Annotated in this window: 22 protein-coding genes; 14 read left to right on the top strand and 8 right to left on the bottom strand. The window is 73.4% G+C overall.

What is annotated here, in order from left to right; all coding sequences use genetic code 11:
- Positions 1 to 233: 233 nt before the first annotated feature.
- Together ABZ567_RS29470 and ABZ567_RS29465 are read right to left on the bottom strand one after the other, a co-directional pair.
- A complete protein-coding gene (locus ABZ567_RS29470; RefSeq protein ID WP_360795551.1) occupies positions 234 to 1,925 on the bottom strand; it encodes a bifunctional 3'-5' exonuclease/DNA polymerase in 1,692 nt (563 codons plus the stop codon).
- Between the two features lie 173 nt (positions 1,926 to 2,098).
- Positions 2,099 to 3,343, bottom strand: a complete 1,245-nt coding sequence (locus ABZ567_RS29465; RefSeq protein WP_360795549.1) for a LuxR C-terminal-related transcriptional regulator — start codon at positions 3,341 to 3,343, stop codon at positions 2,099 to 2,101.
- Between the two features lie 152 nt (positions 3,344 to 3,495).
- On the opposite strand from ABZ567_RS29465, the gene ABZ567_RS29460 reads away from it, so the two are divergent.
- Positions 3,496 to 4,422, top strand: coding sequence for an NADP-dependent oxidoreductase (locus ABZ567_RS29460; protein ID WP_360795546.1), 927 nt, complete (start codon positions 3,496 to 3,498; stop codon positions 4,420 to 4,422).
- Between the two features lie 241 nt (positions 4,423 to 4,663).
- A complete protein-coding gene (locus ABZ567_RS29455; RefSeq protein ID WP_360795543.1) occupies positions 4,664 to 5,254 on the top strand; it encodes a GNAT family protein in 591 nt (196 codons plus the stop codon).
- A 269-nt stretch (positions 5,255 to 5,523) separates the two neighbouring features.
- On the opposite strand, the gene ABZ567_RS29450 is transcribed toward ABZ567_RS29455, so the two are convergent.
- The 3 genes from ABZ567_RS29450 to ABZ567_RS29440 all read right to left on the bottom strand — a co-directional run bounded on the left by ABZ567_RS29450 (position 5,524) and on the right by ABZ567_RS29440 (position 9,477).
- Entirely contained in the window at positions 5,524 to 7,758 is a 2,235-nt protein-coding gene (locus ABZ567_RS29450; protein WP_360795540.1) for an FtsX-like permease family protein, read from the bottom strand.
- Positions 7,752 to 8,588: an ABC transporter ATP-binding protein gene (locus ABZ567_RS29445; RefSeq protein ID WP_360795537.1), complete on the bottom strand. Its 837-nt coding sequence runs from the start codon at positions 8,586 to 8,588 to the stop codon at positions 7,752 to 7,754. The genes ABZ567_RS29450 and ABZ567_RS29445 overlap by 7 nt, the downstream gene beginning before the upstream one ends.
- A 70-nt stretch (positions 8,589 to 8,658) precedes the next feature.
- On the bottom strand, positions 8,659 to 9,477 hold the full coding sequence (locus tag ABZ567_RS29440) for an NAD(P)H-binding protein (RefSeq protein WP_360795534.1): 819 nt from the start codon (positions 9,475 to 9,477) through the stop codon (positions 8,659 to 8,661).
- A 73-nt stretch (positions 9,478 to 9,550) separates the two neighbouring features.
- Here ABZ567_RS29440 and ABZ567_RS29435 point away from each other — a divergent pair, with 73 nt between their 5' ends.
- From ABZ567_RS29435 to ABZ567_RS29425, 3 genes are all read left to right on the top strand, one after another.
- Positions 9,551 to 10,027 carry a helix-turn-helix domain-containing protein gene (locus tag ABZ567_RS29435; protein ID WP_360795531.1) on the top strand — a complete coding sequence of 159 codons (477 nt, stop codon included), beginning with the start codon at positions 9,551 to 9,553 and terminating at the stop codon, positions 10,025 to 10,027.
- The gene (locus ABZ567_RS29430) at positions 10,024 to 11,154 is read left to right on the top strand and encodes a DUF2786 domain-containing protein (RefSeq protein ID WP_360795528.1); all 1,131 of its coding nucleotides are present in this window, start codon (positions 10,024 to 10,026) and stop codon (positions 11,152 to 11,154) included. Before ABZ567_RS29435 ends, ABZ567_RS29430 begins: the two co-directional genes overlap by 4 nt.
- 179 nt (positions 11,155 to 11,333) lie before the next feature.
- Positions 11,334 to 11,600, top strand: coding sequence for a hypothetical protein (locus ABZ567_RS29425; RefSeq protein WP_360795525.1), 267 nt, complete (start codon positions 11,334 to 11,336; stop codon positions 11,598 to 11,600).
- A 95-nt stretch (positions 11,601 to 11,695) separates the two neighbouring features.
- Here ABZ567_RS29425 and rpsN read toward each other — a convergent pair whose 3' ends face one another.
- Together rpsN and rpmB are read right to left on the bottom strand one after the other, a co-directional pair.
- A complete protein-coding gene (gene rpsN / locus ABZ567_RS29420; protein ID WP_360795522.1) occupies positions 11,696 to 12,001 on the bottom strand; it encodes a 30S ribosomal protein S14 in 306 nt (101 codons plus the stop codon).
- Positions 12,001 to 12,237: a 50S ribosomal protein L28 gene (rpmB, locus tag ABZ567_RS29415; protein WP_360795519.1), complete on the bottom strand. Its 237-nt coding sequence runs from the start codon at positions 12,235 to 12,237 to the stop codon at positions 12,001 to 12,003. Before rpmB ends, rpsN begins: the two co-directional genes overlap by 1 nt.
- A 63-nt stretch (positions 12,238 to 12,300) precedes the next feature.
- On the opposite strand from rpmB, the gene rpmG reads away from it, so the two are divergent.
- Together rpmG and ABZ567_RS29405 are read left to right on the top strand one after the other, a co-directional pair.
- Complete coding sequence (gene rpmG, locus ABZ567_RS29410) at positions 12,301 to 12,465, top strand: 50S ribosomal protein L33 (protein WP_073810990.1); 165 nt, start codon at positions 12,301 to 12,303, stop codon at positions 12,463 to 12,465.
- A 231-nt stretch (positions 12,466 to 12,696) separates the two neighbouring features.
- The gene (locus ABZ567_RS29405) at positions 12,697 to 12,909 is read left to right on the top strand and encodes a DUF397 domain-containing protein (RefSeq protein ID WP_360795675.1); all 213 of its coding nucleotides are present in this window, start codon (positions 12,697 to 12,699) and stop codon (positions 12,907 to 12,909) included.
- A gap of 123 nt (positions 12,910 to 13,032) precedes the next feature.
- Here ABZ567_RS29405 and ABZ567_RS29400 read toward each other — a convergent pair whose 3' ends face one another.
- Positions 13,033 to 13,530 carry an ATP-binding protein gene (locus ABZ567_RS29400; protein WP_360795515.1) on the bottom strand — a complete coding sequence of 166 codons (498 nt, stop codon included), beginning with the start codon at positions 13,528 to 13,530 and terminating at the stop codon, positions 13,033 to 13,035.
- A gap of 328 nt (positions 13,531 to 13,858) precedes the next feature.
- On the opposite strand from ABZ567_RS29400, the gene ABZ567_RS29395 reads away from it, so the two are divergent.
- From ABZ567_RS29395 to ABZ567_RS29365, 7 genes are all read left to right on the top strand, one after another.
- On the top strand, positions 13,859 to 14,731 hold the full coding sequence (locus ABZ567_RS29395) for a helix-turn-helix transcriptional regulator (RefSeq protein WP_360795512.1): 873 nt from the start codon (positions 13,859 to 13,861) through the stop codon (positions 14,729 to 14,731).
- 85 nt (positions 14,732 to 14,816) lie between these two features.
- The gene (locus ABZ567_RS29390) at positions 14,817 to 16,274 is read left to right on the top strand and encodes an aldehyde dehydrogenase family protein (protein WP_360795509.1); all 1,458 of its coding nucleotides are present in this window, start codon (positions 14,817 to 14,819) and stop codon (positions 16,272 to 16,274) included.
- Positions 16,275 to 16,378: 104 nt separating this feature from the next.
- Complete coding sequence (locus ABZ567_RS29385) at positions 16,379 to 16,921, top strand: DinB family protein (RefSeq protein WP_360795506.1); 543 nt, start codon at positions 16,379 to 16,381, stop codon at positions 16,919 to 16,921.
- A gap of 55 nt (positions 16,922 to 16,976) precedes the next feature.
- A complete protein-coding gene (locus tag ABZ567_RS29380) occupies positions 16,977 to 17,588 on the top strand; it encodes a PadR family transcriptional regulator (protein ID WP_360795503.1) in 612 nt (203 codons plus the stop codon).
- A 134-nt stretch (positions 17,589 to 17,722) separates the two neighbouring features.
- Positions 17,723 to 18,697, top strand: a complete 975-nt coding sequence (locus ABZ567_RS29375; protein ID WP_360795500.1) for an ATP-binding cassette domain-containing protein — start codon at positions 17,723 to 17,725, stop codon at positions 18,695 to 18,697.
- Positions 18,694 to 19,458, top strand: coding sequence for an ABC transporter permease (locus ABZ567_RS29370; protein ID WP_360795497.1), 765 nt, complete (start codon positions 18,694 to 18,696; stop codon positions 19,456 to 19,458). The genes ABZ567_RS29375 and ABZ567_RS29370 overlap by 4 nt, the downstream gene beginning before the upstream one ends.
- Positions 19,459 to 19,799: 341 nt before the next feature.
- On the top strand, positions 19,800 to 20,927 hold the full coding sequence (locus ABZ567_RS29365; protein ID WP_360795494.1) for an exo-alpha-sialidase: 1,128 nt from the start codon (positions 19,800 to 19,802) through the stop codon (positions 20,925 to 20,927).
- Positions 20,928 to 21,018 lie beyond the last annotated feature (91 nt).

The raw sequence follows: 21,018 nt of genomic DNA, 5'->3' as shown, positions 1-21,018 counted from the left end.
GGGGCGATCGAGGGCCTGCCCCCGTGCTGCGGGGGCGGGAGGGCCCTGTCCCGCCGTGCTGCGGGGGGCGGGAGGGCCTGCCTTCCCGTACTGAGGGGGCCGGTCGGGGGCCTGCCCCGCCCGGTACTGAGGGGGCGGGCCGGTCGGGCCTGCCCCCCCCGGTACCGAGGGGGCCGGTCGGGGCCCTGCCCCCGTACTGCCGTGCCGGGGCCCCGTTCCCCCTGCCGCCGCGACTACTTGGCGTCCGCGTACCGCTCGACCGTGGTCGTCGTGAACGGGAACCGTACCGGGGTCTCACCGAAGGCGATCCGCCCCGCCTCGTCCCCGGCCGCGCGGATCGCCTCCGTGACCGCCTCCGCCTCCTCCGCCGGACAGTGCACGATCACCTCGTCGTGCTGGAAGAACACCAGCTCCGCCCGCATCCCCGCCAAGGACCGCCGCAGCGCCGCCAGCATCAACAGCGCCCAGTCGGCCGCGCTGCCCTGCACCACGAAGTTACGGGTGAACCGGCCCCGCGCCCGCGCGTTCCCCGACGCGTACCCGGGGACGAACTCGCCCTCCGCCGCGACCGGTTCACCGCCCTCCTGCGGCAGGCCGGCCTCCTCGTCGTCGCCCGCGCCCACCGCCCGGGGGCTGGTCCTGCCCAGCCAGGTCCGCACGAGCCGGCCCTCCTCGCCCGCCTTCGCCGCATCGTCGACATAGGCCACCGCGCGCGGGAAACGGCGCCGCAGCGCCGCCAGGTTCTTCAGGCCGTCGCCGCTGGTCTGCCCGTAGATCGCGCCCAGGAGCGCGATCTTGGCGTGATCGCGGTCGCCGGAGAACGCCCGGTCCGACAGGCGCGTGTACAGGTCGTCGGGGTGCCCCGCCACCTCCATCAGACCCCGGTCCCGCGAGATCGCGGCGAGCACCCGCGGCTCCATCTGGTCGGCGTCGGCCACCACCAGGCGCCAGCCCCGGTCCGCGACCACCGCCCGCCGGATCACCTTCGGGATCTGCAGCGCCCCGCCGCCGTTCGTCGTCCAGCGTCCGCTGACCGTGCCCCCCGGCAGGTACTCCGGCCGGAAACGTCCGTCGCGGACCCAGTCCTGGAGCCACGACCAGCCGTGCGCCGTCCAGATCCGGTACAGCTTCTTGTACGCGATCAGGGGCTCCACCGCCGGGTGGTCGATCTCCTCCAGCTCCCAACGGCGGGTCGACCGTAGCCGGACACCGGCCTGCGCGAAGGCCTTCACCACGTCGGCGGGCAGATCCGGCCGGACCCGGCGGCCGAACGCCGCGGACACCTCGTCCGCCAGCTCGGCGAGCCGGCGCGGCTCACCTCCGCCCGCGTACCGCTCGCCCAACAGCTCGTGCAGCAGGTCGCGGTGCACATCCGCACGCCACGGCAGACCCGCCCGGTGCATCTCGGCCGCCACCAGCATCCCCGCCGACTCGGCGGCCGTGAGCAGCCGCATCCTGCCCGGGTGCTCCGCCCGGTCGTGACGGCGCAGCTGCTCCGCGTACACCGCGAGGAGGCCGTCGAACGGAACGGAGACCACCGGGCGCGGCTCGAACAGGGAGTCCTGCGAGCCCGGCTCGGCGCCGCGCTGGGGCGGATCGGGGGGCACCGGCGCGTTCCGCAGGCGCGCCCAGGCCGCCGCCGCGGAACGGGGTTCGCCTAGGCGTCCCTCGTGGCCCAGGAGCAGCTGCTCGGCGTCCTCCATGTCGTAGCACCGCTCGACCCGGACGCCGGCGGCGAGCAGCCGGGGATACACCTCGGCCGTCGACCGCCACACCCAGCGGGCCACCTCGGGCCGCGCCCGCACGGCCGCCACCAGGTCCGGCTCGCGCCGCACCTCGCCTGCGGGCAGCCCGTCCGGGCCGAGGGCCACGAGCAGCGCGCCGTCGCCTTCGGCCTCGGGCGCGAGTGCCCACCTGTCGGTCATGGGTGCGAGTCTGGCACCCGGCACTGACACCCCGGGTGAGGCAAGCCGGACGACCGAGCGCCGGGCCTGGGCGGCGGTGCCCGCCGGGACGCCCGACCGACTGCGGGCGCCCGTCCGGGGCTCCGCGCCCCCGTGGGAGGTCTCGCCCACCGCCCCCCCGCCCACGCCCCTCGCTACGCCGCCGCGTGGAAGAGGGCGGCCGCTTCGCCTCGGGAGTCGACCGAGAGTTTGTTGAGGATGTTCGCGACGTGGAACTTCACCGTGGATTCGCTGATGTGCAGCTCCTCGGCGATCCGGCGGTTGCGGTGGCCGAGGGCCAGGTGGTGCAGGACCTCCACCTCTCGGTCGCCGAGGCCGGAGAGGGGGTGTGCCGCTTCGACCGGGGCCGCCGGTGCCGCCAGGGGGATCACGGCCGTGACCGTCGTGCCCCAGCCGGGGACGGCGTCCATGTCGAGCCGCCCGCCGAGCACGTCGAGCCGGTCCCGGATCGTGCCGGCGCCCAGGGCGCAGGGGGCGAGCGCGCCCGCGCCGTCGTCACGTACGGACGCCCGCAGCTCGTGTTCGGTCAGTTGCCAGCCGACGTGGATCCGGCGCACCGAGTCCTGTTCGAGGATGATCAGGAGCAGGGACCGTACGATCGCCCGCGCGCTGTGCGCCACGTCCGCCGCCAGTGACCGGTCCGAGTCCGGCGCCCCCAGGTCGAGCCGGACGTGGCTGTGCCGCAGCATCGGCCGCAGCTCGGCGGCGAGCCGCTCGAAGGCGGCCTGGGCGGGTTCCTCCGCGAGCGCCCGGTCCCGCCGCTGTTCGGCCCGCATCTCGATCAGCGCCGACGCGGCCAGGTCGGTCGCGGTCGTCCGGGCCGTCGTGTCGTCCAGGGCCCGGCTACGCAACACGCCGAGGACGCCGGACAGCGCCGCCGTGTGCGAGGCCGTCAGTTCCGCGATGACCCGGGCCCGGGTGTCGGCCGCCGCCCGCGAACGGGCGAGGGCTCCCGGCAGCGCCTCCGTCGCGAACCGGTCGAAGTGCCCCGACACCAGGTCCCACAGGGCCTGCGCCACGGTGAGCGCGGCCGAGTCCACGGGGACGGCGTCGTCCTCCCGTACGAGCACGAGCACCGCCCCGCGCACGGTCGCGTGGCTCGTGACGGCGACGACCTGCCGCTGCCGACCACCGAGCGTCGCCGTGCCCTGCCAGGGGCTCCCGGGCACGCCCGCCGCGAGCAGCGGCGCCAGGTCGGCTGCCGTCAGCAGCTCCGTGCCACCGAGTGTCTTGAAGGGCGAGTGGGCGCAGTGGGTGGAGAGTTCGGCCGCGTCCACGTGCGGGACGAAGGGGGCGAGGGCCGCCGAGACCTCGGGGAGGATCTGCCCGAGAGGCTGCCGGATGATCTCGTACGCCGTGGTCAGCGTGAGCGCGTCCATGCGGTCGAGCGTACGCGGGGAGGGTCGGTTCGCGGCCGGTCTTTCGGCCAGGTGGCACTGGCCGTTGGGAGGGCGGGGTGCGGCTCCTGGAGGCCGCAGGCTTGGGCTCGTCGAAGAGCGGGAACCGCGAACGAGCAGCTGTGGAGGCTGAGATGGAAGCCATCGTGTACGAGGAGTTCGGCGGTCCCGAGGTGCTGCGCCACGCGACCGGCGTCACCGTACCGGAGCCCGGTCCCGGCGAGGTCCGCGTCAGGGTCGCGGCCGTCGGGCTCAACCCGCTGGACTGGAAGCGCCGGCACGGCTGGGTGGAGGAGTTCTACCCGACGACCTTCCCGGCAGTCCCCGGCCTGGAGTTCGCCGGCACCGTCGACAAGCTCGGCGAGGGCGTCACCGACCTGGCCGTCGGCGACGAGGTCCTCGGCTGGACGAAGACCGGCGCCTACGCCCAGTACGCCATCGCCGACCTCGTCGTGCCCAAGCCCGCCGGGCTCTCCTGGGCGTCCGCCGCGAGCCTCCCGGTGGCGGCGGAGACCGCACAGCGCGTCCTGGACCTGATCGGCGTCCGGCCCGGGGAGACGCTGTTCCTGCACGGTGCGGCGGGCGTCGTCGGTTCCGTGGGCGTGCAGCTCGCCGTCGCGGCCGGGGTCACGGTGATCGGCAGCGCGTCCGAGTCCAACCACGCCTACCTGCGCGAACTCGGCGCGATACCCGTGACATACGGCGACGGTCTGGCCGACCGGGTCCGGGCCGCCGCGCCCGACGGCGTCGACGCCGTCTTCGACGCGGTGGGCCACGGGGTCCTGCCGGTCGCGATCGAGCTCCTCGGCGGGAAGGACGCGGCGAAGGAGCGGATCGCGACGATCGCGGACCTCGACGCCGAGGAGCACGGCATCGTCTTCACGGGGGTCATGGGCGACCCGGACGCGGTACGGGCCGGACTCACGGCCCACGCGCGCGCGGCGGCGGCGGGGACCCTCGCGGTCCGGCTCGCCGACACGCTCCCCCTGAAGGAGGCGGCGCGAGCCCAGGAGTTGAGTCAGTCGGGGCATGTACGGGGCAAGTTGGTCCTGATCCCGTAGGGGAGATCGGGGTGGGCGCCGGATTCGCGCCGGGTTCGCCCCGGGTTCGCTTCGGGAGCGATCCGGATCTGCTCCGGGTGGGATCCGGGTCCGCTCCGGGTCCGCTCCGGGTGGGATCCGGGTGCGGGAGGGGGGCGGGGTGGGCCGGGGTGGGAAGATCCCTGACCTGACCTGACCTGACCTGCTGACCTGACCTGACTTGACCTGCGAGTGCTGGATCCGACCGTGGAAGGCGACGACGATGTACGCGATATCCCTGGGTGACGACGGCGCGGAGCTGCGTCCGCTCGAACCGTGGCAGGCCGACGAGTTCCTGGCGCACATGGACCGGGGCCGGGAGTTCATCGGCGCCCGCAACGGCCTTCCTGACGTCGTCACGGACCTGGAGTCCAGCCGCGCCTTCCTCCGGCTGTACGCGGAGAAGACGGCCACCGACTCGGGGCGCATCCACGGCATCTGGTCCGACGGCACCCTCGTCGGCGCGGTGATCCTGCGGAGGCTGGACCCGGGCGCCGGCACGGCCGAGGCGGGCTGCTGGCTGGAGCCGGCGGCCGTCGGCAAGGGCCTGGTGACCCGCGCGGCGCGGGCGCTCGTCGACTGGGCGATCGAGGTGCGGGGGATCCACCGGGTGGAGTGGGTGGTGTCATCCGACAACGAGCCGAGCATCGCGGTGGCCCGACGGCTCGGCATGAGCAGGGACGCGGTCCTGAGGGAGAGCCTCTCCTACCGGGGGCGACTCCACGACGAGGAGGTCTGGTCGGTCCTCGCCCCGGAGTGGAGAGCGGCGAAGTCCGCGTCCATGGCGGCGGGAGGGGGAACGGCGGGGAGCTGAGCCGGAGGCCAGGTGTCCTGCGGCGGGGGGACGACCGGACCTGAACCGCACCGGGGGCGTGCGCCGGGCGGGGGACGGGGGCGCGCGTGGACGGGGGTCAGGCGCGCCCCGAACCGGGTCCGCGGGGCGGGTGATCCCGGGCCTCGCGCGTTGGGGCGGTGACGCCACCGCCGACACGAACCCCGCCGCCGCCCTCCCAGGCCACGCGCGGGTGGGGCGGTGGCCCGGCTCCGACCCCGGCCACCGCCCCGTCCGTCCACCTTCGCCGTTCAGCGCGTCAGGCGCCACGCGGGGAGGGCCGACGCGGCGACCGCGACCGTCGCGCACACGCCCGCCGCCGTGCCGACCGTGGCCCACGGCAGGGCCAGGGCCACCGGGGCCGAGAGGGCGGCCAGGCCCGCTCCCAGGGTGCCCAGGACGAGGGCGGTCACCGCGAGGCCGAGGACGGTGCCGATCGCGACGGCGAGCGTCGCCTCGCCCGTCACCACCCGCAGGATCTGGGCCCGGGTGGCCCCGGCGAGCCGCAGCGAGGACAGTTCCCCGCCGCGTACGGAGGTCGCCATGAGCAGGGTGTTGGCCAGGCCGATCACCGTGTAGACGAGGGCGATGCCGAGGACGAGGAGCATGCCGAGCCGTTTCTGCGGGGAGTCGCCCGCCCCGTGCTCGGCTCCGGCCCACGCGTCGGCGGTCCTGACGGTGCCGCCGCCGGCCTCGAGGGCCCGGACGGTGGCCGCCCCTCCGCCGCGTGCCTCGATCCGGTCGGGGGCGTAGCCGGGGGCGTTCGCGCGGGTGACGTACGGGCCGTTGTCGCCGGTGCCCGGGGCGAGGACGGCCACCACCCGCAGCCGTACCGGGCCGCTCCCGTCCGCGCGCCAGACCTCGACGGTCTCGCCCACCCGGCGCCGTTCGAACTCCTCGTTCACCACGATCGACCGGTCGTCGAGGTCCCGCAGATCACCGGCGGCCACGGGCAGCCGCGCCAGTTCGGCGAAGGCCGCCGGGTCGCCGACCGCCCGCGCCCCGTACCTGACGACGGCCTCGGCCCCGTCCCGTACGAACACGGAGGTGGCCCCCGTGGCGGACACGACCGCCCCGGGCGGTGCCGCCACGGGCCGTAGGTTCGCGCCGGTCACGACGTACTCGGCGGCCGTCTGCTCCCGTGCCTCCACCCCCTTCGTCCGCGTGATGCTCGTCGCCGAGCCGAAGAGCGTCCCGGCGAGCGCCACGGTCACGAGGACGGGAGCGGCGACGGCGGCGGTACGGCGTACGGAGGCCGCGCTGTTCTCCCGTACCAGCGTCCCCACCGCGCCCCGCAGCCGCAGCAGCCGGGCCACCGGCCGGACGAACAGCGGGGAGAGCAGGGCGACACCGGTGATCAGGAGCATCGGAAGGGTCGTGTACGTCTTCCGCTTGAGCAGCGCGGAGGGGTCCGTGAGGCACGTCCAGGCGAGGAGCCCCAGGCCCGAGAGCAGCAGTCCCGTGCCGAGCAGGGCGCGGCCGAGCGGCAGGGCGCCGGCGTCGACGTCCGACTCGCGGAGCGCGGCCGTCGGCCCGATCCTCCCGGCGCGCCGGGACGCGGCGACGGCCCCGGCGACGGCGACCGTCAGGCCCGTCCAGAAGGCGATGTGGAAGGGCCAGACGGGCCCGCCGACCGTGAACCACCCGGGTGCGAGGCCGCCGTCGACGAGGGTCCGTGCCAGCAGGGGCGCGCCCAGGGCGCCGAGCGTGCAACCGGCCCCCGAGGCGAGGACGCCCAGCGCCGTGGCCTCGGCGAGGAGGAGCCGCCTGATCTGTCCGGGGGTGGCCCCGGCTGTCCTGAGCAGCCCGAACTCGCGGCGGCGCAGTGCCACGGCGAAGGCGAACGTGGAGGCGACGACGAAGACGGAGACGAAGGCGGTGACGCCGCCGGAGGTGCCGAGGAGGGCGTTGAGGCCGACGAGCGCGTCGGCGTCCCGCTCGGGTCCGGGGTCGGCCTGCCGCCGCTCGCCGCCGGTGAGGACGCGGGCGCGGTCGCCGACGAGAGCGCGGACCTCGGCGGCTGGGGCGTCGACCCCGACGGCGTCGGGCCGGCCGGAGGCGGCGGCGGACTCTGACCCGGACTCCGACCCGGACCCGGACTCCGACCCGGACCCGGACTCCGACCCGGACCCGGACTCCGACCCGGACCCGGACCCGGGCTCGGGCTTGGGCTCGGGCAAGGTGACGGTCCACCGGGCGCGGAGTTCGCGCAGCAGTTCTCTGTCCACAGGCTGTGGACGGTCGAGGCGATGTGTCACGGAACCGGTCCCGGGCCCGCGCCGGACGCCGAGCGTCAGCCGGTCCTGACCCTGCACGACGACGGGCGAGGAGGCGAACCGCTGGGGAGAACGCTCGGGCGGGTCGAACGTGGCGGAGAGGCCGAGCCCCATGGTCGCGAGCAGCCCGACACCGAGGGCGAGGGCGACGAACCCACCGACGAAGGAGGCCCACCGGGCCCGGAGCCCGGACAGGACGACGGTCAGCACGAGGGCCTCCCGGGGGTGGCGGCGTGGTCGGTGGGGGCGCAACCCGCCTCGACCCGTACCACCGTCTCCGTCTCCAGAGCCGTCATCCGCGCCGTGACCGTCTGAACCGTCGGGGCCCGCAGTTCCCCCGCCACGCGTCCGTCCACCAGGAAGACCACCCGGTCCGCGCGGGCCGCCGCCACCGGGTCGTGGGTGACCATGACGAACGTCTGCCCGTCCCGGTCGACCAGCTCCCGCAGCATGTCGAGCACCTCGCGGCTCGTCGTCGAGTCGAGCGCACCGGTCGGCTCGTCGCCGAAGAGGACGGCCGGGCGGGTGATCAACGCGCGCGCGAGGGCGACCCGTTGCTGCTGGCCACCGGAGAGCTCCCCGGGCCGGTGCCGTTCCCGCCCCGCGAGCCCGACGCGGGCCAGCGCCTCCCGTACCTCGGTGCGGGACGGGCGGCTGCCCGCGAGCCGGAGGGGGAGGGCCACGTTCTGCGCGGCCGTCAGGGAGGGCAGCAGGTTGAAGGACTGGAAGACGAAACCGATCCGGTCCCGCCGCAGCAGGGTCAGGCGCCGCTCGCTCAGCCCTTGGAGGGCGGTGCCGCCGACCTCCACCCGCCCGGCGGTGGGCCGGTCGAGCCCGGCCGCGCACTGGAGCAGCGTGGACTTGCCGGAGCCGGAAGGGCCCATGACGGCGGTGAAGGTCCCGGCGTGGAAGTCGAGGTCGACGCCGTCGAGGGCGCGGACGTCCCGGTGGTGCCGGGTGAGTCCCCGCAGCCGTACGGCAGGGGCGGCCGCATCGGCAGGGGCGGGGTCAGTGGGGGTGGCGGTGGTCGTCGGCGTCATGGCTCAAGCGAACCGTTTCCGCCGCCACCGATCACGACCACTGGCGGGCGTCCCGGAGGTATGCCTGGCCCTACCCCTCGCGTACCGCCTGCACGAACACGTCGAGCGCGTCGAGGGGTTCGCGACCGCCGAGCAGCGTCCGCAGGTCGCTCTCGACCCCCGTACCGTCCAGGAAGCCGTGGGCGATCGCCGAGTACGTGCTCGCCAGCATCGGCACCTGGAAGGGCGCGGCCCCGGAGGCGGCGACGGCGGTGCGGGCGTCCGCGAGCGTGCCCGGGGCGTACGTGGCGCCCAGGGCCGTCGCGAGGTCGGCGCCGCCGAGGGGGCGCTCGCCGACGAGTTCGTACACCCGGTTCCGGTGGGAGGCCGGGTCCGTCGCCACGGAGACGGCGATGTCGGCGAGGTCCGCGCGGGCGACGGCGGCGAGGCGGCCGTCGCCGAGGGGGCCGGTGATCCGGTTGTCGGCGTCGGGTGCGGCGATCCAGGTGAGGAGCTCGGCGTAGAGGCCGTTGCGGAGGATCGTCCAGTCGAGGGCGGTGGAGTGCCGCAGCCGCCGCTCGGTCCAGCGGTGCGCGAGCGCGTACGTGAGGTGGTCGCCGTCGCCGGAGAGGCTCGTGTACACGACGTGCCGGACGCCCGCCCGCTCGGCGGCCGAGATCGCGGCCTCGTGCCGGGTGACGACCGTGTCGTCCTCGCCGTGACCGGCGGATATCAGCAGCAGCGTGTCCACCCAGGCGAAGGCCTCCGGCAGGGTCTCGGGCGCGTCGAAGTCGAGGCGCCGGGTGCCGGGCAGCCCCGCGCGCGTACCGAGGACGACGTCGTCCCGGCCGTCGAGCCGTTCCGCGACGAGCGAGCCGAGAGCGCCGGATACACCGGTGACGAGCAGCATGTTCTCCCCCAGGGGTCGAGATGGCTGAGACCATCGTGGGGGGACGGGGAAGATCGCGTAAGGAGGCACATCGATGTCCGAGGGGCACACGGAGGTAACCGCCGAACCCTTGGTGAGCTGCGCGGAGGAGTGCGGGGTACGGGACGTCCAGGACCGACTCGGCGACAAGTGGACCGTGCACGTGGTCGTCGAACTCGCGCCGGGGCCGCGCCGGTTCAGGGAACTCCAGCGGCTGGTCACCGGAGTCTCGCAGCGGATGCTGACCCTGACCCTGCGCCGCCTCGAACGGGACGGCCTCGTCTCGCGGACGGTCTACCCGACGACGCCGCCGCAGGTGGAGTACGCGCTGACGGAGACCGGCCACAGCATGACCCACCTGATCAAGCAGCTCGTCGACTGGTCGCTCGACCACCGGGCGGTGATCGCCCGGTCACGGGAGGAGTGGGACGTGAGGGACACGAGGGCCGCCGGGGGCGTGCGGGCCCCCAACGACACCAGCGGTTCCCACGGCTCCAGCGGCACCCGTATCGACGCGAAGGGCTCGGCGTGAGTTCCGGCACCGGCACCACCGTCGACAAGGCCTTCGAGGCGCTGTACGCGCGCGATGACGGGTCGCTCGACACGGCTGCGTCGCTGCTGGCCGCCGACCGGTCCGCCGACGCGGAACTGGCACGCCGTGGCGAGGAGTTCGTACGGACGCTGTGGACGCGGGGCTGGCAGCCGGCGGACCTGGTCCGCATCGCCCGCCGGGACCTGGCGGACGAGCACCTCCGGGTCCTCACCGGGCTGATCCGGTCCGAGACCGAGCGGTACGGGACGCTGCCGCGCCGCTGGCGGGCTCAGCTCGACGAGCTGGACGCCACCCCCGGCCGGCCGACGGACCGCTTCTCGTACGCGACGACCGTCCTGGAGCTGTACCGGCTCCTGGTCCGGCTGCCGCGCCTGGACGCGGTCGGGCCGGTTCCCGGGGAGGCGCTGCCGCCTGAGGCGGCCGGGGAGCCCCGGATGCTCTCGCGGATCAGGGCGTTGCTCGCGAAGGCGGAGGCGACGGGGTACCCGGAGGAGGCGGAGGCGCTGACCGCCAAGGCGCAGGAGCTGATGGCGCGGCACAGCCTGGACGAGGCGACGCTCGCGGCGGGCGCGCCGTCACCGGAGACACCGGGGGCGATCAGGATCGGGGTGGAGGCGCCGTACGAGCAGGCGAAGGCGATCCTGCTCGACGCGGTGGCGTCGGCGAACCACTGCCGGGCGGTGTGGAACGAGGCGTACGCCTTCTCGACGGTGATCGGCTTCGAGGGGGACCTCGATCCGGTGGAGCTGCTGTACACGTCGCTGCTCGTGCAGGGGACGGCGGCGATGACCCGGGCGGAGGCGGAGCAGCGGGCCGGCGGGCGCAAGCGCACGAAGTCGTTCCGGCAGTCGTTCCTGCTGGCGTACGCGAACCGGTTGGGCGCCCGTCTCTCCGCGACGTCCCGCCGGGTGGCGGCCGAGGCTCCGACGCTCCTCCCGGCCCTCGCTTCCCGCGACCTCGCGGTCACGGCCCGCACGGACGAACTCTTCCCGGAGACGCGGACGACCCGGGTCCGGGCGGCCTGGGACGAGGCGGGCTGGACACACGGCGAAACGGCGGCGGACAGAGCGGGCCTGCACCCGGGACGCCGGGGCGTGGGGGGCTGAGCGGAGCCCCCGGGGCTGAGCGGGGCGTACGGGCCGCGGGGTGTACGGGGGCTGAGCGGCGCGTGCAGGTTGGCAGGGCGTCCCCCCGAGCGGGGGGGCATGGGGGGACGCCCGCCCCCTGGTGGTACGGGCCGAAATGGCCGCTTATGACCCGATCGTGGATACCCTCGGGCCATGAGTTGGCTCCGGGCCCCGAAGGAGACCGCGGCGCCCCTCCCCTGCCGGCCGCCGCGACCCTCGCCGAGTCCCTGCGCCGGGCGACGGAACGGGGCGCGAGGGAGGTACGGGAGCGCGGGGAACCGCGCGGGGACGACCTGCGCGAGACGCTGGACGCCTGGTCGGCCGACCCGCCGGACCGCTTCCTGCTGCACAAGAGTGCCGCGCTGCTCCTGGAGGCCCTCGACGAGGTCACGACGCCCCTGATGGCCTCCACGCGGGCGCGTTGAGCCCCGGTGCGTCCACCGATCCGGCCCGAGACGGTCGGCAGCCGCCGGGCACTCCGCCTCCGCCCCGCGATGCCCGGCTCACCACGATCAGGCCCTCACCACGAAGCCTTCCGTACGCCCGGCAGGAACCCGGCGTGCGCCTGCCCCCTGACCCGGATCCTGGAGAGGCCGAACTTCCGCAGATGCCCGCGGGGCCGGCCGTCCACGGCGTCCCGGTTGCGGACGCGGGTGGCGCTGGCGTCCCGCGGCTGCCGGGCCAGTTCGCGTACCGCCGCCTCGCGCTCGTCGGCTGGTGTGCCGGGGCGGCGGATGGTCTCCTTCAGCTCGGCCCGCCGCTGGGCGTACCGCGCCACGACCGTCTTCCGGCGCTCGTTGCGTGCGATCTTGCTGCGCTTGGCCATCAGACCTTCACCCCGCGTGCCCGGATGCGGGCCACGGCGGCCTCGACGCCGATCGTGTCGACGGTCTTGATCGCGCGGGCGCTGAGAGTGAGCCGGACGTACCGGCCCTCACCGGGCAGCCAGTAGCGCTTCTGCTGGATGTTGGGGTCGAAGCGGCGTGAGGTGCGCCGGTGGGAGTGCGAGATCCGGTTGCCGAATCCGGGGCGCGCTCCGGTCAGCTGGCAGTGGGCGGACACGGGTGACCTGCCTCTCCGGGAGAGTATTGGAAATGGGAACCGTTTTCATTTACTCTACACATCATGGCACGCAACGAACTCCGTCCCGTCATCAAGCTCCGGTCCACCGCCGGCACCGGCTTCACCTACGTCACCCGCAAGAACCGCCGCAACGACCCCGACCGTCTGACCCTGCGCAAGTTCGACCCGATCGCCCGGCGGCACGTCGACTTCCGGGAGGAGCGCTGAGCGCCCCGGGCCGGGTGGTCGCCACCGGGAAAGCCTGACGTCGTGCGGCGGTCGATTCCGGCATACTCGCTGGTGGCACGCTGAGTCGCGTAGCCGCTACGCCACCCCCCGTGCACGTGCATCTGCTCATGCAGGGGCATATGAACACAGCTATGATCCGAGGAAGTTGACACGTGCATCAAGCAACTCGGGGAGCTACCAGTGCATCATGCGCATCGCGCGTACAACGGCATGGCGGCCACGGAGCTGCGAGGCGTCGTGTGGCAGAAGAGCCGGCACAGCAACTCCCAGGGATCCTGCGTGGAGTTCGCCAAACTGCCGGGGGGAAACGTCGCCGTACGCAACTCGCGCCACCCCGAGGGTCCCGCGCTCGTCTACACGCCCGCGGAGATACAGGCGCTCCTGCTGGGCGTGAAGGACGGGGAGTTCGACCACCTGGTGTGAGGCCGGCGACGGCCACGCACAGGAGAAGGGCCCCGGCACGCGCCGGGGCCCTTCTCGTACGTACCGTGTCCCTGCGCCGGCCCGTGGGAGCTACTCCCGCGTCCCCGCGCCGGCCCGTGGGGGCTACTCCGGACCGACCCGGAACAGCGCCCACACCACCTTGCCCCGCAGCGTGCCGGCGAGCGGGTGCCACCCCCAGCTGTCGCTGAACGAGTCCACCAGGAACAGCCCGCGGCCCGACTCGGCGGCGAAGTCCTCCTCGCCGTCGCGCGCCTCCGGGCTCTCCTGGCTCGGGTCGCGCACGGCGCACACCAGGCGTGAGGACCAGCGCATCAGGTGCAGCCGAACCGGTGGGTTCTGGCCTTCGTCCTGGGACGCGTCGGCGGGTACCGCGTGGCGGAGCGCGTTGGTGACGAGCTCGGAGACGACCAGGGCCACGTCGTCGAAGCGCTCGGACAGCTCCCAGCGGTCCAGGGTCGCGCTGGTGAACTTCCGGGCCCCCCGCACGGCTTCGTACCGCGCGGGCAGCGCGCAGGATGCGGAGGTGGAGACGGCGCCGGGATCGATCGGCGGAAGGCCCTGCCGTAACGGCTCGAGCACGGTCGATCCATTGGTCCCCATGCGAGGCACTCCCGGGAATCGCGACTGTGGTGCGACAACACGACAACACGAACGAGTACGCGGCTGCGCGGGCCCCATGGTTCCGAATGCGCCCACTGGATGCAAGGGCAGATGCACGTGCACGCGCCGGACCTGTCCGTTCACGTGCTGAATCTGGGGATAAGTCTTCCACTCGTTGAGGGGAACTTTCCGCGAAGTGGGTGCGGAGTGCCCGCGACTGCCCGGATCTCGCCGTCTTTCCGTAATCGCCTGTGTACGCGCTGAAGCGTTTGGTGGCAGAATCCGGGGCTCGACGGGGGCTCGACACCGTAAGGGGAGGCTGGGAGCCGTGACCGCAGGCGAATCGGGCGGGGCGAGCGGGAGTGTGGTGCGGCGCATCCTGCTGGGCTCACAGCTGAGGCGGTTGCGCGAGTCGCGCGGGATCACCCGCGAGGCGGCCGGCTATTCCATCCGCGCGTCCGAATCCAAGATCAGCCGCATGGAGTTGGGACGGGTGAGCTTCAAGGCCAGGGACGTCGAGGATCTGCTCACGCTGTACGGGGTCGGTGACGAGGCCGAGCGCGGCGCGCTCCTCGGGCTCGCCCGCGAGGCCAACGTGGCCGGCTGGTGGCACAGCTTCGGCGACGTCCTGCCCGGATGGTTCCAGACGTACATCGGTCTGGAGGGCGCCGCCTCCCACATCCGCGCCTACGAAGTGCAGTTCGTCCACGGCCTGCTGCAGACCGAGGCGTACGCCCAGGCCGTCGTCACCCGGGGCATGCCGGGCGCCTCGGCCGCCGAGATCGACCGACGGGTCGCCCTGCGCCTCGAACGGCAGAAGGTCCTCGTCTCCGAGCGCGCCCCGCAGTTCCACGCGGTCCTCGACGAGGCCGCCCTGCGCCGGCCCTACGGCGACCGGTCCGTCATGCGGGGCCAGTTGAGGCACCTCATCGAGGTCTCCGAGCACCCGGGCGTCACCCTCCAGATCATGCCCTTCAGCTTCGGCGGCCACGCCGGCGAGAGCGGCGCCTTCACGATGCTGCGCTTCCCCGAGTCCGACCTCTCCGACATCGTCTACCTGGAGCAACTCACCAGCGCCCTCTACCTCGACAAGGCCGAGGAGGTCGCCCAGTACCAGCGGGTGATGGAGCGACTCCAGGCGGACGGGCCGGATCCGGCCGAAAGTCGTGATCTTCTCCGGGGGCTCCTTCAACTCTCCTGACACATCAGTACGATGACGTGACATCAGTTCCGACGTCACTTCTGTCATCCGTGCAGAGGTCGAGCGGGTAGAGGGGTCTCGTTCCATGTCGCACTTCACCGACCTGGCCCACCAGTACATCGACGGCGAGTGGAAGCCCGGCAGCGGCTCCTGGGACATCATCGACTTCAACCCCTACACGGGGGAGAAGCTCGCGTCGATCACCGTGGCCACCGCCGGCGAGGTCGACCGCGCCTACCGGGCCGCCGAGCGCGCCCAGGCCGCGTGGGCCGAGACCAACCCGTACACGCGCCGGCTCGTCTTCGAGCGCGCCCTCAGGATCGTCGAGGACCGCGAGGAGGAGATCGCCGGGACGATCATCGCCGAGCTCGGCGGCACCCGACTCAAGGCCGCCTTCGAGCTGCACCTCGCCAAGGAGTTCCTGCGCGAGGCGGTGCAGCTGGCGCTGCGCCCCGAGGGCCGCATCCTGCCGTCCCCGGTCGACGGCAAGGAGAACCGCGTCTACCGCCTCCCGGTCGGCGTCGTCGGCGTCATCTCGCCCTTCAACTTCCCCTTCCTCCTCTCGATCAAGTCGGTCGCGCCCGCGCTCGCGCTCGGCAACGCGGTCGTCCTCAAGCCGCACCAGAACACCCCGATCTGCGGCGGCACCCTCGTCGCCAAGGTCCTGGAGGAGGCCGGCCTGCCCGCCGGCCTGCTGAACGTCGTCGTCACCGACATCGCCGAGATCGGCGACGCGCTCCTGACCCATCCGATCCCGAAGGTCATCTCCTTCACCGGCTCCGACAAGGTCGGCCGCCACGTCGCCACGGTCTGCGCGCAGAACTTCAAGCACGCCGTCCTCGAACTCGGCGGCAACAGCGCCCTGATCGTCCTCGACGACGCCGACGTCGACTACGCCGTGGACGCGGCCGTCTTCAGCCGCTTCGTGCACCAGGGCCAGGTCTGCATGGCGGCCAACCGCATCCTGGTGGACCGCACCCTGGAGCAGGAGTTCACCGAGAAGTTCGTCGCGAAGGTGAAGACCCTGCGCGTCGGCGACCCGGCCGACCCCGCCACCCACATCGGTCCGCTCATCAACTCCCAGCAGGCGGAGGCCGTCTCCTCGCTCGTCGACCAGACGGTGGCGGCCGGCGCGACGGCGCTGCTGCACGGCACGGTGGACGGCAATCTCGTCTCCCCGTCCGTCCTCACCGGCTTCGCCCCCGACGCCCCGGTCCTCGGCCAGGAGATCTTCGGTCCGGTCGCCCTGATCGTCCCGTTCGACGGCGAGGAGGAGGCCGTACGGATCGCCAACGACACCCCGTACGGGCTCAGCGGCGCCGTCCACACCGGGGACGTCGAGCGGGGCGTACGGATCGCCAAGCGCATCCACACCGGCATGATCCACATCAACGACGGCACGGTGCACGACGAGCCGATCGTGCCCTTCGGCGGCGAGAAGCATTCGGGTGTCGGCCGGCTCAACGGCGAGGCGATGGTCGAGAGCTTCACCACCCAGAAGTGGATCTCGATCCAGCACGGCCGGAGTCAGTTCCCCTTCTGATCCCCCTTGCGGACCGTGGATGTCCGCAAGCCTCCGTAGCGTGGTCGGTGTCGAGAAGGTCCACGGACACCGACACCGATACGGACGTACGGAAGGCGGACACCATGGTGGCTCTTGTTCCCACGGATACCCACGGCGACGAGCGCGGCGCGCTCCTCAACTTCATCGAGGCCCAGCGCGCCGCGATCCGCCGCTCCCTCCTCGGGCTCACCGAGGAGCAGGCGGCGAGTCACCCCAGCGCCAGCGAGCTCAGCCTTTCCGGCCTGCTCAAGCACGTCGCCGAGGTCGAGCTGAGCTGGCTCCGGCTGGCCCAGCAGGCGCCGAACGAGAGGCAGCGCACCCAGGAGACCTGGGGCGACGGCTTCCGGCTCATGGGCGGGGAGACGATCCAGGAGATCGTCGACTTCTGGGCGGGCGTGGCGAAGGAGACCGAGGAGTTCGTCCGGTCCGTGCCCAGCCTGGACGACACCTTTCCCCTCCCCGTGGCGCCCTGGTTTCCCGAGGACGGGCGGGTCTCGATCCGCTGGATGCTGCTCCACCTGGTCCAGGAGGCGGCCCGGCACGCCGGGCACGCGGACATCATCCGGGAGTCCCTGGACGGCAAGGGCTCCTTCGAACTCATCGCGGCGGAGCAGGGCCGGGGCTGAGTCCCGGCCGCCCCGCGCGCGTACCCTGGTCAAAATTGACTAGGAGGTACGTGGGATGTCGGCGATCCGTCTTCTCGTCCTGGGCGCGGTGAAGCAGCACGGCCGCGCCCACGGCTACCAGGTGCGCAACGACCTGGAGTTCTGGGGCGCGCACGAGTGGTCCCATGCCAAGCCCGGCTCGATCTACCACGCGCTGAAGCAGATGGCGAAGCAGGGGCTGCTTCACGCGCACGAGGTGGCGCCGAGCGCCGTCGGCGGGCCGCCGCGCGTCGAGTACGAGCTGACGGACCGCGGTACGGAGGAGTACTTCGCGCTGCTGCGCGAGGCGCTGACCACGTACGACCAGAAGATGGACGTCCTGTCGGCGGGCATCGGCTTCATCGTGGACCTGCCCCGGGAGGAGGCGGCGGAGCTGCTGCGGCGGCGGGTGCGGGCGCTCGACGAGTGGCGGGCGGCCGTCACCGAGTACTACACGCCGGAGGGCGGCCCCGGTCAGCTCGGCCACATCGGCGAGATCATGCACATGTGGGTCCACTCGGCCGACGCCGGCAAGGAGTGGACGCTCGGCCTGATCGAGCGGATCGAGGGCGGGGCGTACGTCTTCGCGGGTGAGGGGGAGCCCTTCGTGGGCGTGCTGGCCGAGGGGCAGGAGAACCCCTTCGCTTGACCCCTTCCCGGCCTGAGCGGGAACGCGGCGGCGACGGTACTAATCAAGTTTGACTAAATCGCGATAAGGGCATAACTTCCTCCGTCGGCGGCGAGTGGTCAAATTTGACTACGAATATTTCTGGAGGAATCGACATGACGGCGGACGCGATCCTCGTGGAAGGCGCACGCAAGCGGTACGGCGAGAAGGACGCCCTGGCCGGCCTCGACCTGACCGTCGGGCGCGGCACCGTCCACGGTCTGCTCGGCCCCAACGGCGCGGGCAAGACCACGACGGTACGGATCCTGGCCACCCTCCTGCGCCACGACGAGGGCCTGGTGCGGGTGGCGGGGCACGACGTACGCACCGAGGCCCGGGAGGTACGGCGGCGGATCGGGCTGCTCGGGCAGCACGCGGCCCTCGACGAGGAGCTGGGCGGCCGGCAGAACCTGGAGATGTTCGGCAGGCTCCACCACCTGGGCGCGCGCCGCGCCGGGGCACGGGCCGACGAGCTCCTGGAGCGCTTCGGCCTCACCGACACCGGCCGCAAGCCGGTCAAGCAGTTCAGCGGCGGCATGCGGCGGCGGCTCGACCTGGCCGCCTCGCTGATCACGGAGCCCGAGGTGCTGTTCCTCGACGAACCGACGACCGGACTCGATCCACGGGGCCGCGGCGAGGTCTGGGAGTCGGTGCGCTCCCTGGTCGGCGGGGGCACCACGGTGCTCCTCACCACGCAGTACCTGGAGGAGGCCGATCGGCTCGCCGACCGGATCTCGGTCGTGGACCAGGGCCGTGTCGTGGCGGACGGCACGGTCGACGAGCTCAAGACCCGGGTCGGCATGGACCGCATCGACGTGGTCGTACGGGACGGGGCGCGACTCGACGAGGCGGCGGCCCTGCTGCCCGCCGCGCGATCCGAGGTGACCGTCGACGCGGACCGGCGGCGGCTCAGCGTGCCGGTCGCGGACCGGATGGCCTCGCTCGCCGAGACGGTGAGGGCGCTCGGGGCGGCGGGGATCGAGGCGGAGGACATCGCGCTGCGGCGGCCGACGCTGGACGAGGTCTTCCTGCACCTGACATCGCGCGAGGCGGCCCCCGGTGCGGGCCGCGAGAGGGAGGTGGCGGCATGAGCGCGGCGTACGTGATGAGCGACTGCTGGACGCTGACCCGCCGGGAACTGGCGCACTGGGCGCGGCAGCCGGTGCAGGTCCTGGTGGGGCTCGTGTTCCCGGTGATGATGCTGCTGATGTTCGGCTATCTGATCGGCGGCGGGCGGGGCGTCGACGGCGACTACGTCGACTTCCTGGTGCCCGGGATGCTCACCCTGACCATGGTGTTCGGCCTCGAAGGCACCATGACGGCGGTGACGCAGGACCTGAACAAGGGCGTGATCGACCGGTTCCGTTCGATGCCGATGAGCGACGGAGCGGTACTCGTGGGGCGGGCCGCCGCCGACATGCTCCAGTCGACGGTGGGACTGCTCGTGATGGTCGGTGTCGGGTACGCGATCGGCTGGCGCGCCGACGGCGGCCTCGGGAGCACCCTGGGGGCCCTCGGACTGCTGCTTCTGCTGCGTTTCGCGATGCTGTGGATCGGGATCTTCCTCGCCCTGGTCGCGGGGCGCGCGGAGCTGGTGCAGGCGGTGCAGATCCTGGTCTGGCCCGTCGGCTTCCTCTCCAACGCCTTCGCGTCGCCGGACTCGATGCCGGGCTGGCTCGGCACGTTCGTGGAGTGGAACCCGATGTCGGCGACGGCGACGGCGGTCCGTGACCTCTTCGGCAACCCGGGCGGCGAGCCGGGGCACATCCTGGCGGCCGTGGTGTGGCCGTTGGCGCTGCTCGCGGTCTTCTTCCCCCTCGCGGTACGGAAGTTCGGAAGGCTCGGGAGGTAGCGGGTCTGGTCGGGCGGTGACGGCTCGGGGGCGCGGGCTCGGGGGGTAGCGGCTCGGGAAGTGCCTGCGCGGAAGGGGGAACCCGGGGGGGGTGAGCGGTGTATTCAAAGCAGCGGTTCACCGCGAACTGCCCGAAGGAGGACGGGGGACGAGCGATGCGCAGGCTCGGAGGAGCGGCCGGCGCCGTCGTGGCGCTGGTGGTGGTGTCGGCGGTACTGACGGGGTGTACGGGGGCGGGGGCGGGAGCGGTATCGGGGTCGGGGGCAGGGGTGGCACCGGGAGCGGGAGCGGGAGCGGCAGCCGGGTCGGGAGCTTCCGCGTCCTCGGGGCCGGGAGCGTCGGTGGCGGACGGCGCCCCGGGGAGCCCGGCCTCCCGGAACAAGGGGGCGTACGGCTCCCCGCCACGGATACCGTCCGCGCCGGGGCTGCCCGGCTGGGCGCACAGTCCGGGATTCGCGCGGGACGGCAGCGGGTTCGCGCTGCTCGCCGAGTGCGTGGGCGTCACCGCTGACCCGGAGAGCGGCTTCTGCCGGCAGCACGTCGCCGTGCGGGACGCCGGGGCGGGCCGATGGGTGCTGCGACGGTCCCCGCTGCCCCGGATACACGGGACCGACGGCGTTTCGGCGGACCTGCTGGCCCTCGGGCCCGGCCGGGCACTGATCACGGACGGGGGCGGCGACCGGCCGGAGAAGGCCTGGTTCACCCGGGACGGGGGCCGGAGCTGGCGCGCCGTCGACCGGCGGACGGTCGGGCGCGTCCCGGAGATACCGGCGGACGCGGTGCTCACCACCGACTGCGCCGCACCGGTCGGGGCCGGTCCCGACGAGTGCGCGCGGAAGCGACTGGTGGTGATCTCCCCGGAGGACGGCCGACGCAGGACGCTCGTCCGGGAGCCGCTCCTCGGGGCGCAACCGGGACCCGCGGCGCAACCGGAGCCCGACGGTTCCTGGTGGGTCTCGGGGGTGGACCCGCTCTCCGGGCGGCCGGCGGTCGCCGTCTCCCGGGACGGGGGCCGGAGCTGGACGGTGAGCCGGCTGCCGAGCACGGCGACGACGCCGGGGCGGGGGATCGCGGTCGTGGTCGGGCGGGACGCCGTGTACGCGGCGGAGCTGGGCGAGTTGACGGGCGGCAAGCCCGCCAAGAACCCGCTGCGGGCCCTGCACCGCTCCCTGGACGGAGGCAGGACATGGCAGCGGACGTGGACGACGGGACCGGAGGCGGAGCCCCGTTCGCTCCTCGGGGTGCCGGTGCCGGGCCCCGGCGCCCGGGTCGAGATCGCCGGGGAGCGCGGCGGGTACGTGAGCCTGGACGGCGGGCGTCGCTTCACCCTCCTCGACACGGGTACGTCCTTCGTCCGCCGCACCCCGTTGGGTCTGCTGCGCGAGGGCTCGCACTGCGGGTACGAGCTGACGGCGGACGGGGTGCGGTGGTCGGAGGTGCGGCTGGCCTGCGAGGGGAACGAGAGCTAGAGCCTGTCTCTTTGACTTCACGGTGATCGGGCCACGTGCGAGGGTGGTGGCCATGCCGCAGCTTGGTCGCCGTCTCCGATCCCTCAGATTC

This window comes from Streptomyces sp. NPDC016459 (assembly GCF_040632845.1).
GTDB lineage: Bacteria > Actinomycetota > Actinomycetes > Streptomycetales > Streptomycetaceae > Streptomyces.
The sequence above is the reverse complement of the archived record's forward strand: the minus strand, read 5'-3'. Positions and strand labels throughout refer to the sequence as shown.

What these genes read in the sequence shown, in the direction of transcription:
- ABZ567_RS29470 (WP_360795551.1), bottom strand. Translation starts at nt 1,925, where the DNA reads ATGACCGACAGGTGGGCACTCGCGCCCGAGGCCGAAGGCGACGGCGCG.
- ABZ567_RS29465 (WP_360795549.1), bottom strand. Translation starts at nt 3,343, where the DNA reads ATGGACGCGCTCACGCTGACCACGGCGTACGAGATCATCCGGCAGCCT.
- ABZ567_RS29460 (WP_360795546.1), top strand. Translation starts at nt 3,496, where the DNA reads ATGGAAGCCATCGTGTACGAGGAGTTCGGCGGTCCCGAGGTGCTGCGC.
- ABZ567_RS29455 (WP_360795543.1), top strand. Translation starts at nt 4,664, where the DNA reads ATGTACGCGATATCCCTGGGTGACGACGGCGCGGAGCTGCGTCCGCTC.
- ABZ567_RS29445 (WP_360795537.1), bottom strand. Translation starts at nt 8,588, where the DNA reads ATGACGCCGACGACCACCGCCACCCCCACTGACCCCGCCCCTGCCGAT.
- ABZ567_RS29440 (WP_360795534.1), bottom strand. Translation starts at nt 9,477, where the DNA reads ATGCTGCTCGTCACCGGTGTATCCGGCGCTCTCGGCTCGCTCGTCGCG.
- ABZ567_RS29435 (WP_360795531.1), top strand. Translation starts at nt 9,551, where the DNA reads ATGTCCGAGGGGCACACGGAGGTAACCGCCGAACCCTTGGTGAGCTGC.
- rpsN (WP_360795522.1), bottom strand. Translation starts at nt 12,001, where the DNA reads ATGGCCAAGCGCAGCAAGATCGCACGCAACGAGCGCCGGAAGACGGTC.
- rpmG (WP_073810990.1), top strand. Translation starts at nt 12,301, where the DNA reads ATGGCACGCAACGAACTCCGTCCCGTCATCAAGCTCCGGTCCACCGCC.
- ABZ567_RS29405 (WP_360795675.1), top strand. Translation starts at nt 12,697, where the DNA reads ATGGCGGCCACGGAGCTGCGAGGCGTCGTGTGGCAGAAGAGCCGGCAC.
- ABZ567_RS29400 (WP_360795515.1), bottom strand. Translation starts at nt 13,530, where the DNA reads ATGGGGACCAATGGATCGACCGTGCTCGAGCCGTTACGGCAGGGCCTT.
- ABZ567_RS29390 (WP_360795509.1), top strand. Translation starts at nt 14,817, where the DNA reads ATGTCGCACTTCACCGACCTGGCCCACCAGTACATCGACGGCGAGTGG.
- ABZ567_RS29385 (WP_360795506.1), top strand. Translation starts at nt 16,379, where the DNA reads ATGGTGGCTCTTGTTCCCACGGATACCCACGGCGACGAGCGCGGCGCG.
- ABZ567_RS29380 (WP_360795503.1), top strand. Translation starts at nt 16,977, where the DNA reads ATGTCGGCGATCCGTCTTCTCGTCCTGGGCGCGGTGAAGCAGCACGGC.
- ABZ567_RS29375 (WP_360795500.1), top strand. Translation starts at nt 17,723, where the DNA reads ATGACGGCGGACGCGATCCTCGTGGAAGGCGCACGCAAGCGGTACGGC.
- ABZ567_RS29370 (WP_360795497.1), top strand. Translation starts at nt 18,694, where the DNA reads ATGAGCGCGGCGTACGTGATGAGCGACTGCTGGACGCTGACCCGCCGG.